12 protein-coding genes are annotated in these 15,722 nt (G+C 71.0%); 8 read left to right on the forward strand and 4 right to left on the reverse strand.

Annotated elements, in window-relative coordinates; all coding sequences use genetic code 11:
* Positions 1-12: 12 nt before the first annotated feature.
* Both OF819_RS19610 and OF819_RS19615 read left to right on the forward strand, forming a co-directional pair.
* Entirely contained in the window at positions 13-2,760 is a 2,748-nt protein-coding gene (locus OF819_RS19610) for an ATP-binding protein (protein WP_267244887.1), read from the forward strand.
* Between the two features lie 48 nt (positions 2,761-2,808).
* Positions 2,809-3,549, forward strand: coding sequence for a hypothetical protein (locus OF819_RS19615; protein WP_267244888.1), 741 nt, complete (start codon positions 2,809-2,811; stop codon positions 3,547-3,549).
* On the opposite strand, the gene OF819_RS19620 is transcribed toward OF819_RS19615, so the two are convergent.
* Entirely contained in the window at positions 3,539-4,288 is a 750-nt protein-coding gene (locus OF819_RS19620) for an SDR family NAD(P)-dependent oxidoreductase (RefSeq protein ID WP_267244889.1), read from the reverse strand. The two genes, OF819_RS19615 and OF819_RS19620, sit on opposite strands and share 11 nt — an antisense overlap.
* A gap of 224 nt (positions 4,289-4,512) precedes the next feature.
* On the opposite strand from OF819_RS19620, the gene OF819_RS19625 reads away from it, so the two are divergent.
* Positions 4,513-4,860: a hypothetical protein gene (locus OF819_RS19625; RefSeq protein ID WP_267244890.1), complete on the forward strand. Its 348-nt coding sequence runs from the start codon at positions 4,513-4,515 to the stop codon at positions 4,858-4,860.
* Positions 4,861-4,953: 93 nt separating this feature from the next.
* Here the strand turns inward: OF819_RS19625 and OF819_RS19630 are convergent, their stop codons facing one another.
* Genes OF819_RS19630 through OF819_RS19640 form a run of 3 tightly spaced genes read right to left on the reverse strand, consistent with a single transcriptional unit; the run spans position 4,954 to position 8,126 of the window.
* Positions 4,954-6,411: an amidase gene (locus OF819_RS19630; protein ID WP_267244891.1), complete on the reverse strand. Its 1,458-nt coding sequence runs from the start codon at positions 6,409-6,411 to the stop codon at positions 4,954-4,956.
* Positions 6,402-7,628: an MAB_1171c family putative transporter gene (locus OF819_RS19635; protein WP_267244892.1), complete on the reverse strand. Its 1,227-nt coding sequence runs from the start codon at positions 7,626-7,628 to the stop codon at positions 6,402-6,404. The genes OF819_RS19630 and OF819_RS19635 overlap by 10 nt, the downstream gene beginning before the upstream one ends.
* 3 nt (positions 7,629-7,631) lie before the next feature.
* Positions 7,632-8,126, reverse strand: a complete 495-nt coding sequence (locus tag OF819_RS19640; RefSeq protein ID WP_267244893.1) for a hypothetical protein — start codon at positions 8,124-8,126, stop codon at positions 7,632-7,634.
* Positions 8,127-8,530: 404 nt separating this feature from the next.
* Here OF819_RS19640 and OF819_RS19645 point away from each other — a divergent pair, with 404 nt between their 5' ends.
* The 5 genes from OF819_RS19645 to OF819_RS19665 all read left to right on the forward strand — a co-directional run bounded on the left by OF819_RS19645 (position 8,531) and on the right by OF819_RS19665 (position 15,684).
* A complete protein-coding gene (locus OF819_RS19645) occupies positions 8,531-8,914 on the forward strand; it encodes a DUF6083 domain-containing protein (protein ID WP_267244894.1) in 384 nt (127 codons plus the stop codon).
* A 121-nt stretch (positions 8,915-9,035) separates the two neighbouring features.
* Complete coding sequence (locus tag OF819_RS19650; protein WP_267244895.1) at positions 9,036-10,718, forward strand: SWIM zinc finger family protein; 1,683 nt, start codon at positions 9,036-9,038, stop codon at positions 10,716-10,718.
* Between the two features lie 343 nt (positions 10,719-11,061).
* The gene (locus tag OF819_RS19655; protein WP_267244896.1) at positions 11,062-12,048 is read left to right on the forward strand and encodes an alpha/beta hydrolase; all 987 of its coding nucleotides are present in this window, start codon (positions 11,062-11,064) and stop codon (positions 12,046-12,048) included.
* A 38-nt stretch (positions 12,049-12,086) separates the two neighbouring features.
* Positions 12,087-13,625: a peptidoglycan DD-metalloendopeptidase family protein gene (locus OF819_RS19660; RefSeq protein ID WP_416370577.1), complete on the forward strand. Its 1,539-nt coding sequence runs from the start codon at positions 12,087-12,089 to the stop codon at positions 13,623-13,625.
* A gap of 28 nt (positions 13,626-13,653) precedes the next feature.
* Positions 13,654-15,684: a family 43 glycosylhydrolase gene (locus OF819_RS19665; RefSeq protein ID WP_267244898.1), complete on the forward strand. Its 2,031-nt coding sequence runs from the start codon at positions 13,654-13,656 to the stop codon at positions 15,682-15,684.
* The last annotated feature ends 38 nt before the right edge of the window (positions 15,685-15,722 follow it).

Raw genomic sequence — 15,722 nt, forward strand, 5'->3', positions numbered from 1 at the left:
TGGGGGCACCCGGTGACGGCTGCCTTCATCAACCGTGACCGGCAGCTGGCCGTGCTTGACGGGTTACTCGCGGACACGGTGCGGGGGCAGGGGCGGATCGCGTCCATCGCCGGCCCCGCCGGGGTGGGAAAGTCCACGCTGTTACGCGAGCTGGAGCGGCGGGCCGCCACAGCTGCGGGCCGCCGCCGCTGCCGGGTGGTGCGTGTCCCGTGCTACGGCGAGATCGGGGAGGTCAACGCCTACGGGCCGTTTCTGGAGCTGCTCAGACTCCTCCAGCGGGCCCGGCGCAGCCGCGGGCGCAGAAGCGCTCGTGCCCTGCTGCGAGAGGCCCCGGATCTGCTGGCGCTCGTCCCGGGCATCGGCCGCATCCTGCAAGCCGGGGCCGTGGTCACGAAGGCCGCGTTCGACGCCGGGGGCGAGGGGGAAGTGCTTCCTTTGGCGGGGTCCGTCCGGCAGGCCGTCTGCGAAGCCGTGCTGCAACTGGCCCACAGACGGCGCCCGCTGGTCGTGGCCATCGACGACGCACACTGCATCGACGTGAGTTCAAGTCTCGTCCTGCGCAGCCTGACCCGCCAGCTCCACGAGCACGCGCTCAGCTTCGTCGTCGCCTACCGGGCGGAAGAGGCCGGGCACGGACACGCCCTGCTGAAGGTCCTCGCGGACGCCGAGACCACCGGACGGCACACCTCCATGCCCCTGGACGGCTTCTCCCGGCAGACGGTTTCGGACTATCTGTCCTGGCGGTTGCAGAGGCGGAGTCACGACGCCGCGGTCGACTGGCTGCTGCGCCTCACCGGCGGCCACCCGATCTTCCTCGACCAGTACCTCACCCTGCTGGAGGAGCGCTCCGCACTCAGCGCTCTGGCGGCACTGCGGTCACCGGACACCACGGAGCTGGTCCTTTCCCCGGGGACGCCCTCCCGCGGTCTCTCCCTCCTGCCCGCCACGGTGGAGAGCGTCCTGCATGAACGCACCAAGGACATCGACCCCGAGACCCGGCTGCTGCTGACCATCGGCGCCACCCAGGGCGAGCAGTTCATGTCGGCGGTTGTCCAGAAGCTGTCGGGACAGGGCCGGGACGAGGTGCTGGACCGGCTCTACCGGGTACACCAGGACTACGGCGTCATCCGGCCGACACCCGCGCCCCCCTGGGTGACGGCGAGCGGCTCGGATTACTACGCGTTCGAGCATGCCCTGCTCCGGCTGGCGTTCTACGAGTTGCAAAGCCCCCAGACCAAGCGGGACCGGCATGCCGCCATCGGGGCGATTCTCCAGCACATGAGGTCTCGCATACCCGGCATACCACAGGAGTTCGTTCTAGACATTTGTCACCACTACCACCTGGGGCGGAAACCGATGACTGCGGCACAGCATGCCCTGCGCAGCGCCCGTGATCTGGCCACGCGAAGCTCTTCGTTCAGTGAAGCCGCCAGCCTCTGCCGGCGGGCTCTGGAGGAGATCCGGTCCGTGGTCCCGCCGTCCGGAGAGGCGGACCGCCTCCGTGTCGAAGCCATTGAGCTGCTGCTGGTCGTCACGGCCCTGCGCTGGCGCGGACGGTCGGACCTGCAGCGGCGCAGCGGTCTCGTCCTGGCGGAGCTCGCCTCTGAGGCGAGCGCGGCCGCCGAACGCACCGGAGATCCCGCCCTGCGCGCCCGTGCCCTCTTCCTGGAGGGCAAGACCCTGCTGCGCACCTCCGGCGTGGACGAGGCGCTGCCCCGGCTGCGGGAGGCCGTCACGCTCGCCGAGGCGGGCTGTGATGTCGTCACCCGGTTCATCGTCACCGCCGAGTACGGGCATCAGCTGGCCAAGCAGGACCTACGGGCCGGGCTGGACCTGCTGCACCGCGCCGAAGCGCTGTATGACGGAAGCCCTGTGCTCTCCGCGAGCGACGACCCGACGGTCGCTCATATACTCGACGAGGCGCGGATGCAGCTGGGCATCAACAGCTTTGACGTCGGCGACTTCCAGGACGCCACGCGCCGCATCGACGCCTGCGTGAGCAGCCTGCGGGCCCGTGACCGACGTGCCGAGCTGGCCGGGGCGCTCAATTACCGGGCGCAGATCGAACTGGCCCTCGGCGAGCTGCCGCAGGCGGTCGTCTCGCTGCGTGAGGCCATCGCCTCCGAGGAGAGCCGGGACGAGGAGCGGACCGGCTGGTTCGCGTGGAATCTGGGACTGCTCGCCCGCACGCTCGCCCAGCAGGGCGAACTGGACGAAGCACGGCGGCTGGCCGACGCCGCCTGGGCGGACGCCCAGCGCCTCTGGCTGATCAACATCGTCCCGATCGTGCGCATCTTCCACGCTGAGGTGTCGATGCGGATGCTGCCCGACGCCGCCGCGTGGGACAGCGCCCACACCATGCTGAGGGCAGCGCTGGACGATGCTCGCAGCGGAGGGCTGCCGCGCAGCCAGGTCAACGCGCTTTCCCTGCTCGCCCGGTTGCGCCGCTATCACGGCGAGCCGTCGGAGGCCCTGCCGCTGAGCACGTCGGCAGTGGAAATCATGGAGCGCTGCGGCCCTTTGTCCACTGTCCGCAGCGAGGAGATCCTCTTTCACCATGCGTGGATTCTGCATGCCGACGGCAATGCCGACGACGCCCGTCACTGGCTGAATCGCGCCTGGGAGGAGATCCGGCGAAAATCCGCCTCGATCGCCCAGGAACCCGCGCGCCGGAGATTCCTCGAATCGGTTCAGCTGAATCGAGACGTAGCTCTCGCGCGCCGCCTCGGTTTCAATCGCCTCAGCGGATACGGCTGGTGACCGCCGGCCTGCGTACTGCCGCACACATCCGGATCAGGGAGGCTGTCGGTGCGATTGCACGAGCTGGAGGGGCGGCTTGCTGAAGCAGTGCGCTCTCATGAGAACGGCAGTGCCCAGGCTCTGTCGGATGCGATGCACGGCCTCACTGAAGCCGAGATGCCGCATACGCTCATCCACAGCGTGCGGGCGACTCCCGAGCTTCTCTCGTCCGCCGCCGAACGCTCGTATCTCCATGCCAACGGCTTTACGAAGATTGTTCTTCTGGCCGGGGAGTCCTACAAATTGCGGCTTCATCTCTGGTGGCCGGGCGCCGCCTTTGGCGGTCGCGACGTCGAGGATATCCACGATCACCGCTGGGACTTCGCGTCCTGTCTGCTGGCCGGGTCATACAGATATCAGGAGTTCCATCCCGGCTCGGTAGGCTCTGGCTGCTCGGCGGAGACGTATCACGCGTACACCTACCGGTCACCTGGAGACGCTTCGTCCTTTCCGCTCACCTCGCTGGGCCGCCAGAGGCTGAGCTGCGTCTTCGACGCCACGCTCACGGCGGGCACTTCCTATGTGCTGCGGGCCGAGGTGCCGCACCGTGTGATCAACGACCCTGGGCGGTTCACGGCGAGCCTGATGCTTCAGTGCACGGCCCGCCGCTCACAGACCCATGTCTACACCGCCCGCGACCTGGGGCCCGGAGTCGACGTTCCGATCACCCGGCTGACCCCTGACGACCTTGACGAGCAGTTACGCAACTACCTGGCACACACGGGACGGCCCCCCGATGTCAGATCTTGAGCAGCTGTCCGCCGTCGACAGCGATGATCTCCCCGCAGATGAAGGTCGTGCGGACGAGGAACGTGACCGCCTCGGCCACTTCTTCCACCGTGCCCAGCCTTCCCAGGGGGGTGGTGTCGATCGACCACTGAACCAGATCCTCACCGGCCGATCGCGTCAGCTCCGTATCGATATTCCCCGGAGCCACCGCATTGACCAGAACTCCCCGAGGACCGAGCTCGGCGGCCATGGCCCGCGTCACCGTGTTCACACCGGCCTTGGCAGCCGTATACGAGAGCACCGGGGCAGCGCCGTTGAACGAGTACGTCGTCGTGATGTTGACGATGCGGCCCCATCCGGATTCCACCATCGGCCGAGAGAAGGCGCGCATCCCATGAATGACCGATTCCAGATCCACAGCGAGCGTCCGTCGGATCTCATCCGGTTCCTGTACGTTCCACTCTCCTGGACGCAGGATCGTGCCCGCATTGTTGATCAGAATTGCGGCATGGCCGAGATCGCGCTCCACTTCCGTGCGCAGTTCCGTGAAACGGCCGGATTCGGCGGCTTCCACCTGGTAGGCAAAGGACTTGCGGCCCAGTGAACGAATCTGCTCAACGACCTCTTCGGCCGACTCGCGTCGCTCGCGGTACGTCACTGCGACGTCGCAGCCGAGACCGGCCAGAGCCACGGCTGACGCGCGGCCGATCCCGCGTGAACTCCCGGTGACCACGGCCACCTTGCCATCGATATTCTCCAATGGCCAACCCTCCCAGCGCTTTTCGCATCAGAGCGGCCCAAGGTACTCCGTCCGCAGTGCCCGTGGGTGCGGTTCACCCTTTCGAGCTTGAACTCTTGCCGAGAATTGGCCGTTCCCCTCTCGCGATGCCCGTACGAAGGTCACGCTGTGGCCGTTCGCTGACCGCAATCTGGTCATTTTCATCAACCCAACCACCAGCACAACCATCAACGAAGGCGGCTGTCTTGATCAATCGACTGAGCTCCGAAGCTCCTCGCTTCGCCGCGGACGACGCCATGACCATCACCGACCTCCTGCCCTCGACCGACTCACCCGACGTCAGCCTGGTGACCGGCCGCCTCAACGGCCTCCACGCCCCCCGGGTGAACCATCGCAGCGCCAAGGTCTACCTGCTGCTCAGCGGCTCGCTGACCGCCAGGACCCCTGCCAAGGAGGTGTCACTCGAACCGCGTGACCTGCTGATGGTTCACCCGGGAGAGGAAGTGACGCTTGAGGGGGATGACGCCGATCTCGTCATCGTCTGCAGCCCGGGCTTCGACCCGGCGGACGAGAAGGAGACCCAGGCCGACTGACCACCGCGCTGACCCGGCCGGCGGCGGACCCATGGGCCCGCCGCCCCTGGCCGCGGCGGACCGTCTGCCCCGGCAGGGAGGAGTCCCGTGCCCTCAGCGCTTTTGCCCGGGGCGCGCGCACCCCGCCTGAGCGAGCAGCGCGGCCAGGTGGGTGACGGTGTGGTCGGCGAGGTAGGGGCCGATGATCTGGAGGCCCAGGGGCAGGCCGTCGGCCGTGCTGCCCGCCGGGAGGGTGGCCGCCGGGAGGTTCGCGGGGCCGGCGAGGTTGAGCCAGGAGGTCTGGTCCCAGTAGCTGCGGCGCTCACCGTCCACGGTGATGTAGCGCTCGGGGACGGGCACGCCGGTCTGGTCGGGCACGGCGGCCGTCGGGGCGGCGGGCGTGATGAGGACGTCCACGTCGCCGAAGTACGCCGCCCACTGCCTGCGCAGCTGCTGGCGTTCCTCGTTCGCCAGCAGCCAGTCCCGGTGCGGCATGGTGCGGGCCCGCAGGTATGCAGCGCCGGGGTGGAGGTCGTCGGGGGCCAGGTCCCGCGCGGCCGCGAGCTCGCCGGCGAACGCCTCGGGGGAGGCGCTGGCGGACGAGCCCGCGAACATCAGGGTCTGGAAGAGCCGGTCGGAGGCGGCCATGCCGACCGGCCGCGTCGATTCGTCGACCTGGGCGCCGGTGTCGCGCAGGGTCTTGCAGACGCCTTCCAGCAGCGCGCGGGTCTCGGAGTCCACCGGGCAGTACGGGTCATCGGCCCAGATGCCGATGCGGTAGTCACGCAGCCGCTCGCGGCGGGGGGCGGGCAGCTCCAGCCGCCAGGCCGCGCTGTCGTCGGGGGACGGGCCGGCCAGTACGCCGAGGGCGAGATCGAGGTCGGCCGCGCTGCGTGCGACAGGGCCCACGGTGAGCATGTCGGAGGCCGACAGCCAGCCGGGCGGGCGGGGGATATGGCCGCGGGTCGGCACGATGCCGTAACTGGGGCGCAGGCTGTAGACGCCGCAGTAGTGGCCCGGCAGCCGCAGTGACCCTCCGAGGTCGCTGCCGATGCCCAGGGAGCTCAGCCGGGCCGCCACGGCCGCCGCCGCGCCGCCTGAGGAGCCGCCTGCGGTGCGCCGCGGGTCGTGCGGGTTGGGAGTGGCCCCGAAGAGCGGATTGCCGGTCTGGAGGTCCTGGCACATCGGCGGGGTGTTGGTCTTGCCCAGGATGACCGCGCCGGCCGCACGCAGCCGCGCCACGGCGTCGGCGTCCCGTGCGGGTATGTGGGCGGCCAGGTCTGCCGCTCCGCACGTGGTGCGCAGCCCTTCGGTCTCCAGCGAGTCCTTGAGGACGATCGGCAGCCCGAGCAGCGGGCCGGGCGGCGGCCCGTCCGCCCGGCCCCGGGCCCGCCGCTCGTCCGCGGTCGCGGCCGCGGCCAGCGCGCCCTCGTGGTCGGCGGTGACGACCGCGTTGTACTCGGGGTGCCGGGCGATGCGCTCCAGATGCGCGGCGGTCAGTTCGCGGCTGGAGACCTCTCCGCTTTCCAGCGCGTGCAGTTGCTCGGAGGCGGAGTGGTGCGTCAGGTCCATGAAGGAGCGGCTTCCTGTGCGTCGGGTGCGGCGGGTGCGGAGGTGAAGTGGACGGCGATACGGAGCAGCGCGCGCACATCGTCATCCGGGGTGCGCACGTCCTCCCGGGTCGCGGCGTCGGCGTATTCGGTCGGGCGCTGCGGGGATTCGCCGCGGCTGTAGGCGGCGAGCGCGGCGCGCAGCTGGTCGGCGGTGACGGCGTCGGCCAGTTCGACGCCGGTGAGACCGGCGGCGCGACGGCGCTGCTCGGCCGCGCTGCGTACGGATTCGTCCAGATGCTGCTGCAGGGCCCATTGGCCGTCCCGTATCTCCACGGCGCGGCGGTACAGCCGCCAGGTGATGTCCCAGACGCGCAGCCCGGTCACGGCGTCGGCGCGGGAGGGCTGGAGGGCGATCGTGGGCATGGCGTGGTGCACGGCCTTCCACAGAGGGGCCAGCCGCCGGTAGTCGCGGTGCGCACGCAGCCAGGCGCGTGTCTGCGGGACGGCGTGTACGGCGAGCGTCGGGATGAAGAACCCGGCAAGCGTGAGCGTGGTGCCGCCGTCCGCGCAGATCCACGCGAAGTTCTCGGCGGCCGCCGACGGAGGGGTGAGGTCCAGCAGGGAGGAGCCGACTCCGGCGAGGCGTACGCCGCTGTAGCCGAAGGTCAGCACCGCGCCGACGCCCACGACCCGCAGCCCGCGGGCGACCCACACCTGGTCCGTACGGCGGGCGGCCGTCCAGCAGCCCACGGCGAGCACGGTTTCGCCGATGGTGTAGGCGACGATGTAGAGCGTCAGATACGCCTGATACGCGCCGGTGTGCAGATAGTTGGCGGTGAAACCCTGCGGCGTCGACCGGCCGGCCGGGGTGAGCTGGAAGAACAGCACCGCCAGGGCCAGGATGACCACGGCCCCCGCCGCCAGGCACAGGCGCGCCCGCTTCCGTGCTTGCTCCGGGGGCAGCGCCCAGTAGGCGAGGACGACCGGCTGGAGGGCCAGCAGTGCGACCACGGAGCCGAACGCTCCGAGGATTCCGGTGGAGGGCCGGCCGGTGATGTCGTCCAGGAGCCGCCAGACCGGCTCCAGGGACACCAGGAAGGAGAGGGCGGAGAAGCCGTAGACACCGGCGAGCGCGGCCAGCGCGCGGTCCTGGCGCAAGTGCCGCGGGGGCCAGCACAGCAGCAGGAAACCGGTGACGGCCAGCGCCAGGCATATGGGATGGAGGATTTGCTGCACGGCTTACTGTCTCCTCCTGCGCAGCAGCGTTTCCGCCGCGCGGTCGTGATCCGCGATCTGCCGGGTGTGCCGGTGAACATGGCGCTGCAGATAGGAGCCGATCAGTTCGGCCTCCCGCTCGTCCCGGTAGGCGTATTCACTGCGGCCCAGCATCATCTTCACCACCTCCGGGTCGATATGAGTGAACAGCCGCTCCGGAACCGGACTGACCGTTGAAAATCCCGGACTTTCATGATGGTTGCGCAGGATATGTGCAATTTCATGCGCGAGAATATGATCCTGGTGCGCGCGGCTCGTATTCTCGTGGATGAATATGTAGTCAATGTCTTCCACGGTCCGTATCCACATGCCGCACACGCCGAACGCGCTGCCGGCGGGTGCGGGCAGGAGGTGGATGGGGTAGCCCGTCCGCTGCTCGATGACCGGCAGCAACTCCCGGATGCTGCCCGCCGGGGGCAGGCCGAGGCTCTGAACGAAGCGGCGGCTGTCCCGCCGCATGGTGTCCCGGCCCCTCACGGCCCGTCGCCCGCGACGCTCGCGCCGGACGAGCCGCGGGGCAGCCCTTCCCCGTCACGCCTGTTCAGTCGCTCACCGAAGCTGTCCTCCGGCACGAGGGCCTCCCGGCTGTGATTGATCTGAGTCGACTCTGGAGTACTGGAGTATAGGCCGCGTCAGATGAACTGAGATAAAAGGGGGTGGTCCTGCCGTGCTGTCCGGATGACCTCCACCGTCCAGAATTCAACGGTCCGGGCCGCGTTTCATCTCGGCCTCGTCGTCGTCAGCCGAAGGTTGCCGGTGGCGCCTGGCGCGTTGTTTTCCGTTTCACCGGTGAACGTCCGCCCCAGGCGTTCTGTCCGGTGTGCGCTCTACGCATATGCCGCCGGGTTGTCGACCCTCGCCGTATGGGGGTTTTCGAGGAGCAACCGCGACGACTGGGTAAGGAGCAGCCGCGCTGCTCATACTGCGGGCTGCCCCAGGAGCGGGCGGCGACGCTGGAGTACGACTGGGTGCTGTTGGAGCCGGACATGGCTCCGCTGGCCCATACGGTGCCGGCGGAGCATCGGTGGATCATGCTCTCCGACGGACGTGTGGCCGTCTACGCGGTGTGTCCGCCGGACCCCTTCCAGCGGTGCCGCATCGAACACCGGCTGGCCTGCTCGGCACAGCCGCTGCCGGACCTCTGGCCGTGGCTGACGACCCTCCGCACGGAAAACGCACGGCGGGCGGACCGCCAGGCGGACCCACCGTCGCCAGAGCCCTCGGAGAGCTGGCCGGACGCCGGGTAGCCGCGCCGTACGGGTCACCCGTGAGGCTGTTCTCCAGGCGGCTCGCAGGGGGACGGGCTGACCGGCGGCCCTATGCTGAGGATCGTCACAAACGAAGCTGGCGGCAGGGGTTGGACGAGTCGTGGACGGCCTGACCGAGGCGGATCTCAGGGCGTTGGCCGGCGCCCGTTCCTTCGAGCGCGGGCTCGGGTACCTCGACGCGGTGTCCGGGGTCGAGGTCGGTGACTCCTGGGTCACCGCGACCGTCCACGGCACTGAGCGGTACGAGGTGGAGCTCACTCTGGACGGGCTCCGGGGGCCCCGGGGCGTGACCGGCGAGTGCGACTGCCCGTACGGCATGGAGGGCAACTTCTGCAAACACCTGGTCGCGCTCGGTCTGACCGTGCTCGCCCAGCGGGAGAGCCTGCCGCGGCAGCGGAAGGCGGCCCGCGACCGGGCGCAGGACCTCGACGCCTGGCTGTCCGGCCTGCCGAGGGAAGAACTGCTCACCCTCGTACGGGAGCTGATCGCCGAGGACCGGCAGCTGCGGCGTCGTCTGGAGCTGCGGGCCGCGAGCGCCCGAGGGGACCTGGCCGGGGTCCGGGCCCGCGTCCGCGAGCTGCTGGACGTCTCACCGTTCGCGCGGTACGGGTACGTCGAGTACGCCGACGCCCGCGCCTATGCCGACCAGGCAGGGCAGGCGCTGTCAGCGATCCGCGGGCTCACCGGCTCGGGCCGGGCCGACGACGCGATCACGCTGTCACGCGAGGCGATGCGGCTGCTGGCGGAGGCGGCGGAGAGCGTCGACGACTCCGACGGCTGGCTCGGACAGCTGGGCGCCGGCCTTGCCGACGCCCACCTCGACGCCTGCCGTGCGGCACGCCCCGACCCCGGGGATCTCGCGCGCTGGCTGGTCGGCCACGCTCTCGGCGGCCTGGACGACGGCCTCACCGACATCGACCCGCTCGACTACGAGGACGTCCTCGGCGACGAGGGAATGACCGTCCTACGGCAGCTGGCCGTCGAGGCATGGCGGGGCAACCGCCGCGGCTGGGCGGAGAAGTGCCTGATGGAGCGTCTGGCCAAGGCGGGAGGCGATGTCGACACGATGATCGCCGTGTACGCGGCCGACCTCGCGCCGAACGGCCACACCCACCTGACCATCGCCCGCGAGCTCGATGCCGCCCGGCGCTCCGACGACGCCCTGCGCTGGGCGGAACGCGGCATCCGGGACACCCGTGAACTCTCCGCCGTCGACACCGCCCTCGTCGACTATCTCTGCGACCGCTACGGGGCGGCCGGCCGGCTCGCCGACGCCGTCGCCCTGCGCCGCGACCACTTCCGCGCCCGCCGCTCCCTGCTCGCCTACCAGCGGCTCCGCGCCGCCGCCCGGGCCGCCGACTGCTGGCCTGCCGAGCGTGCGGGCGCACTGACCCTGCTGCGCGCCGACGCAGAGCGCCAACAGGGCCGGCACGGCGGCCCCGTCCTGGTCGACGCCCTGCTCGACGACGAGGACGCCGACGCCGCCTGGCAGGCCGCAGCCGCCACCGGCGCCTCCGACGCCCAGTGGCGCACCCTCGCTGACCAGACCCGCGCCACTCGCCCCGCCGACGCCCTCGCCGTCTATCTGCGGCTGGCCGAGCCGCTGACCCGGCAGACCGGCAACACGGTCTACGAGCACCTGGTCAGCCTGCTGCTGAGCATCCGGGACTGCCACTGCCGCCTGGGGACACATGACGACTTCACCGCGTACGTCACCACCCTGCGCACCGCCCAACGACGCAAGCGGAACCTGATGCGGCTGATGGACGACCACGGCCTGTGAAGCGGACCTTGAGGCCGCCGGGTGATGCGTCGCCCTGCCGACCGGCCTGCGGTCGGCCTGTGGTCGGCCTGCGGTCGGCCTGCGGTCGGCCTGCGGCAGGTCGATGCGGGCCGATGCAGGCCGGTCGCAGGCCGATGACGAAGCCGGGGCGCGGGATGAGCCGCCGGCCGTCAGCAGGCCGCACTCATCTGCCGCCTGACCGCGCGTAACGGACACGAGTCGTGTCTGTCAGCCCGTAAGGTTCCGGATACTCCTGCCCGGCAGGCATCGCTACCTTCCGAACCGCCCGTGCCGCCGGGACTGCGGCCGGCTCCCCAGCCATGCTTGCCCACAGGAGGTCACCGTGACCGCGCAGAATCCCACCCGCAGGAGCATCCTCAGGACCGCCGGCGGACTCACCGCCGCGGCGGCCCTGGGCGCCGGAGGCGTCCTCGCGGGAGCGACCACGGCCGCTGCGGTCGGCGACGGCCGCGGCCTGCGCATCGTGCAGCGCGACGAACGAGACCACCGGATGTGGTACTACCGGTTCCAGACCGACGCGATCGCCTGGGACCCCGCTGTCAATGTGCTGCTGCCCGACGGCTACCACACCAGCGGTCGCCGCTACCCCGTCCTCTACCTGCTGCACGGTGGCCAGCAGGACTTCATCACCTTCGACGCGCATCACAACATCCGCGGTCTGACCGCCTGGAAGGACCTCATCGTCGTGATGCCGGACGGCGGACGCGCGGGCTGGTACTCCAACCCGGTCAGCTCCACCGTCGGCCCCCGCAACTGGGAGCACTTCCACATGGCGCAGCTGCTGCCGTGGATCGACGACAACTTCCGCACCTACGCCGAGTACGACGGCCGCGCCGTCTCCGGGTTCTCCATGGGCGGCTTCGGCGCGCTGAAGTACGCGGCCAAGTACTGGGGCCACTTCGCCTCGGTCAGCGCCCACTCCGGCCCGGCCCATCTGCGCGGGCCCAACGGCGACGTGGTGACGCACTGGGCCAACGCGTCCTCCGCGGCCGTGGAACTGGGCGGCGGCACGGTCTACGGGGTGCCGTGGGACCAGGCCAGGGTCAGCGCGGACAACCCGGTGGAGCGCATCGAGAGCTACCGCAACAAGCGGGTCTTCCTGGTCGCCGGCACCAGCCCCGAGCCCATCAACTGGTGGGACCAGGCCAACGAGCGAATGGTGCTCGCCACCCAGCGGGAGTTCCGGCACCACCTCGACCGGGTGGGCATCCCGCACGAGGCGCATGAGCTGGGCGGTGGCCACTTCGTCCGCCCCGAAATGCTGGAGCGCGACATCAACGGCGTCATCGCGCGCCTGCGCAAGGCGTGACGGGAGGACGTCACGTGTTGCTCGGTCTTTCCCGACGCCTGACGGGACACAGGCACAGACGTGCTGTCGGCGCGCTTCTCACTGCGGTCGCGGCCCTGCTGCCGGGACTCGCGGTGGCGTCGCCAGCCGAGGCGCGGGCCGCCTCCGCCCAAACCCCCGCCCGGGCAGGCGGCTTCGCCGCCGCCTGCCCGGCCACGGGTGACATCACCCAGGGCTACAGCCAGGGCCACAACGGCATCGACATCGGCGACGACCACGGCACCCCGATCTACGCCGTGGGCGACGGCGAGGTGACCATCTCGGGGTACGACCCCGGCGGCTACGGCCAGTGGATCCGCATCCTGCACCCCGACGGCAGCACCACCGAGTACGGCCACATGTACCAGCGGGACGTCCAGGCGGGGGACCGGGTGACAGCCGGGCAGCGGATCGCGCTGATGGGCAGCGAGGGCCAGTCCAGCGGGCCCCATCTCCATCTGCGGGTCTGGCTGAACGTGGACACGCGTGTGCACACCGACCCGATCCCCTACCTGGCGGAACGCGGCGTCGAGATGCCCTGCACACCCGGCGACCCCCGTCCGGCGCCGCTGGAGCATCCGGCGGAGTCGGGGCGCGTGGTGTCGGCGCTGTCGGCGGACGGGCGTCTTGAGGTGTTCGCCGCCGGGTCCGACGGCGTCCATCACGCCTGGCAGGAGAGCGCCAACGGGGCATGGTCCGACTGGGTGCCGCTCGGCGGACCGCCCGGCGCGCGGCTCGCCATCGGGCCGAACGCCGACGGCCGGCTTGAGCTCTTCGCCATCAACGGCGACGTCTTTCAGCACCGCTACCAACGTGAGCCCTCGGGCGGCTGGTCCGGCTGGGAATCCTTCGGCGGCGGCGGGCGTGACATCGCCGTCGGCGCCAACGGCGACGGTCGCCTCGAAGTCTTCGCCTCCGGCCCGGACGGAGTGCTGCACAGATACCAGACCGCACCCAACAGCGGCTGGTCCGGCTGGGAGGGCACCGGCGGCGGACCCGCCGACAGCCGCATCGAGATGGAGAAGGCCCCCGACGGACGGCTGGAGGTCTTCGCACTCAACGGCGGCACGTTCCAGCACCTTTACCAGACGGCCGTCAGCGGCGGCTGGTCGGCCTGGCAGCCCTTCGGCGAAGGCGGACACGACCTGACCCTGGACCACAATCAGGACGGCCGCCTTGAGGTCTTCGCCTCCGGACCCGAAGGCGTCTTCCACCGATACCAGACCAGCCCCGACAGCTGGTCCGGCTGGGAGAAGTTCGGCGGTCCCGCCGACTCCCAGCTCACCAGCCAGCGCGCCGCCGACGGCCGTGTCGAGGTGTTCGCCATCAACGGCGCCACAGCCCAGCACATATGGCAGACCGATGTGAACGCCCCGTACGGCACATGGGAGTCCTTCGGCGAGGGCGGCACCGAGATCACCGCCACGGCCAACGCCGACGGCCGCATCGAGGTGTTCGGCACCAACCCCACCGGCGTCTTCCACAGATGGCAGACCGGATTCTCCACCTGGTCCGGGTGGACCTGGCTCAACAGCACCCCGGGACCCGGACTCGACTGACCCGCCAGGGTCCCTCTGGAGCAGCCTCGTGCATCCGATCAGCAGGCGGCGTCTGCTGGGGGCGGCCGGAGCGGGAGCCCTCGTGCTCCCGCTCACGGGCCGCACCGCGGCCGCCGCCTCCCCCGGTGACCGGCCGTCCCGCCCATGGGTGGGCGCCGGCTCCTTCACCCACGTCCACGACCCGTCCACACCCGGCCGGCGTCGCTACCTCAACGACCACAGCCTGATCCGGGCGAACGGCCGGTGGCACCTGTTCAGCATCGTCGGCGACAGCGCGGCGCCCGGCGAGGCCCCGGACAGCGCGGCCGAGGCCGCCTTCGCCCATGCCTCCGCGCCCGACCCGTACGGCCCGTGGACCACCCACGCCGACGCGCTGACCGTCGCCCCCTCCTACCACGGCGAGGAGCACCTGTGGGCCCCGCACGTCATCGAAGCCGGCGGCACGTACTGGATGTTCTACGCCGCCGGCGGCAGCACTGGGGCCGCGATCAACCTCGCCACCTCTGCCGACCTGTTCACCTGGACCCGTGTGCCGTCGGGGCCGCTGTTCCGGGGGCTCGCCGCGCGTGACCCCATGGTCGTGCGGATCGGCGTCGAGTGGGTCATGTACTACACCGAGCTCTCCGCGGCCGACGGCCGTCACCTGGTCTGCTACCGCCGGTCCGACGACCTGCTGCACTGGAGCGAGCCCGGCGTCGCATACGCCGACCAGATCACCGACGCCACCGGAGTCTCCGTCACCGAGTCGCCCTTCGTGGTCGAACGGAACGGTTGGTACTACCTGTTCATCGGGCCACGGGGAGGATACGACGGCACCGACGTCCTCGCCTCCCGCGACCCCTTCCGCTTCACCCTCGACGGGTCGGCGGGTCATGTGCCCGGTCACGCCGTCGAACCGGTCACCGACGGGAACCGGTGGTACGCGAGCGCCGCGGGCTGGTTCCGGCGCGGCCTGTACCTGGCCCCGCTGCACTGGCGGGACACGCCGCCCCCGTGGCAGAGCCCGGACAACCCGGTCGCCGCCCTGGACGTCCGGGACCGCCTGACCGTGTTCGCCCTCGACGCCGGCGACCGTTCGATGCTGCGGCGCGTCCAGCTCGACCCGGACGCCGACACCTGGTCGGAGTGGGAGGAGTTCGGCGGACCGGCCGGCGCGGTCCCCACGCTCGGCCGCAATGCCGACGGCAGGCTGGAGGTGTTCTCGCTCGCTCCCGGCGGCGTCAACCTGCACCACCGGGTGCAGCGACCGGACGGCGGCTGGCACGACTGGGAGGAGTTCGGCGGACCGGCCGGGGCCGCCCCCGCCGTCGCCCGCGACGCTGGCGGCCGGCTGGAGGTCTTTGGGCTGAGCCCCGGCGGCGCTGTCATCGCCCGGCGGCGGCAGCGGTCGCCCGGGTCACTGACCTGGGACCCATGGGACGCCGGATTCGGCGGCCCGGCCGGAGCACCGCCCGTCGTCGCGGTGAACGCGGACGGCCGCCTGGAGGTGTTCGTCCTCGAACCCGGCGGCGCGGAGATCCGCCACCGGTGGCAGCGTGCGCCGGGCGGCGACTGGTCCGCGTGGAAACGATTCGGCACCGCGGCAGGCGCGGCTCCGCGGGTGCTGCGCGACGGCAGCGGCCGGCTCACCGTCACCGCGATCGCCCCGTCCGGCGTGGCGTCCTTCCACCGCCGCCAGGCGCAGCCGAGCGGCGGATGGGGCGACTGGCGGCCGCTGTTCGGCTGGTCCGCCGCGGCCCCGCTGCTCGTTCCCAGCGCCGACGGTCGGCTGGAGGCGTTCGCGCTGTCTCCCGGCGGCGACCGGCTCGATCACCGCTGGCAGACCGCGCCCGGCGGCGGCTGGGACCCCGGCGGGGAGTTCGGCGAACCAGGCGTCGTGCTCGCCGCCACACCGTCCGCCGCGGCCGACGCGACCGGGCGGGTCCATGTCTTCGCGGTGACCGCCGAAGGCCGGGTGCGCACCCGCGTGCAGGTCCGCCCGAGCAGTGGCTGGCAGCCCTGGATCCCGTTCGGCGACCGGGTGGCAGCTCCCCTGCGGTCAGGAGCTCCCGCTCCATGACAGGCCGCCCCGTACGGCGTGGGGCGTATCGCCGTACG

It is taken from the genome of Streptomyces sp. PR69, assembly GCF_026420845.1.
Taxonomy (GTDB): Bacteria; Actinomycetota; Actinomycetes; order Streptomycetales; family Streptomycetaceae; genus Streptomyces.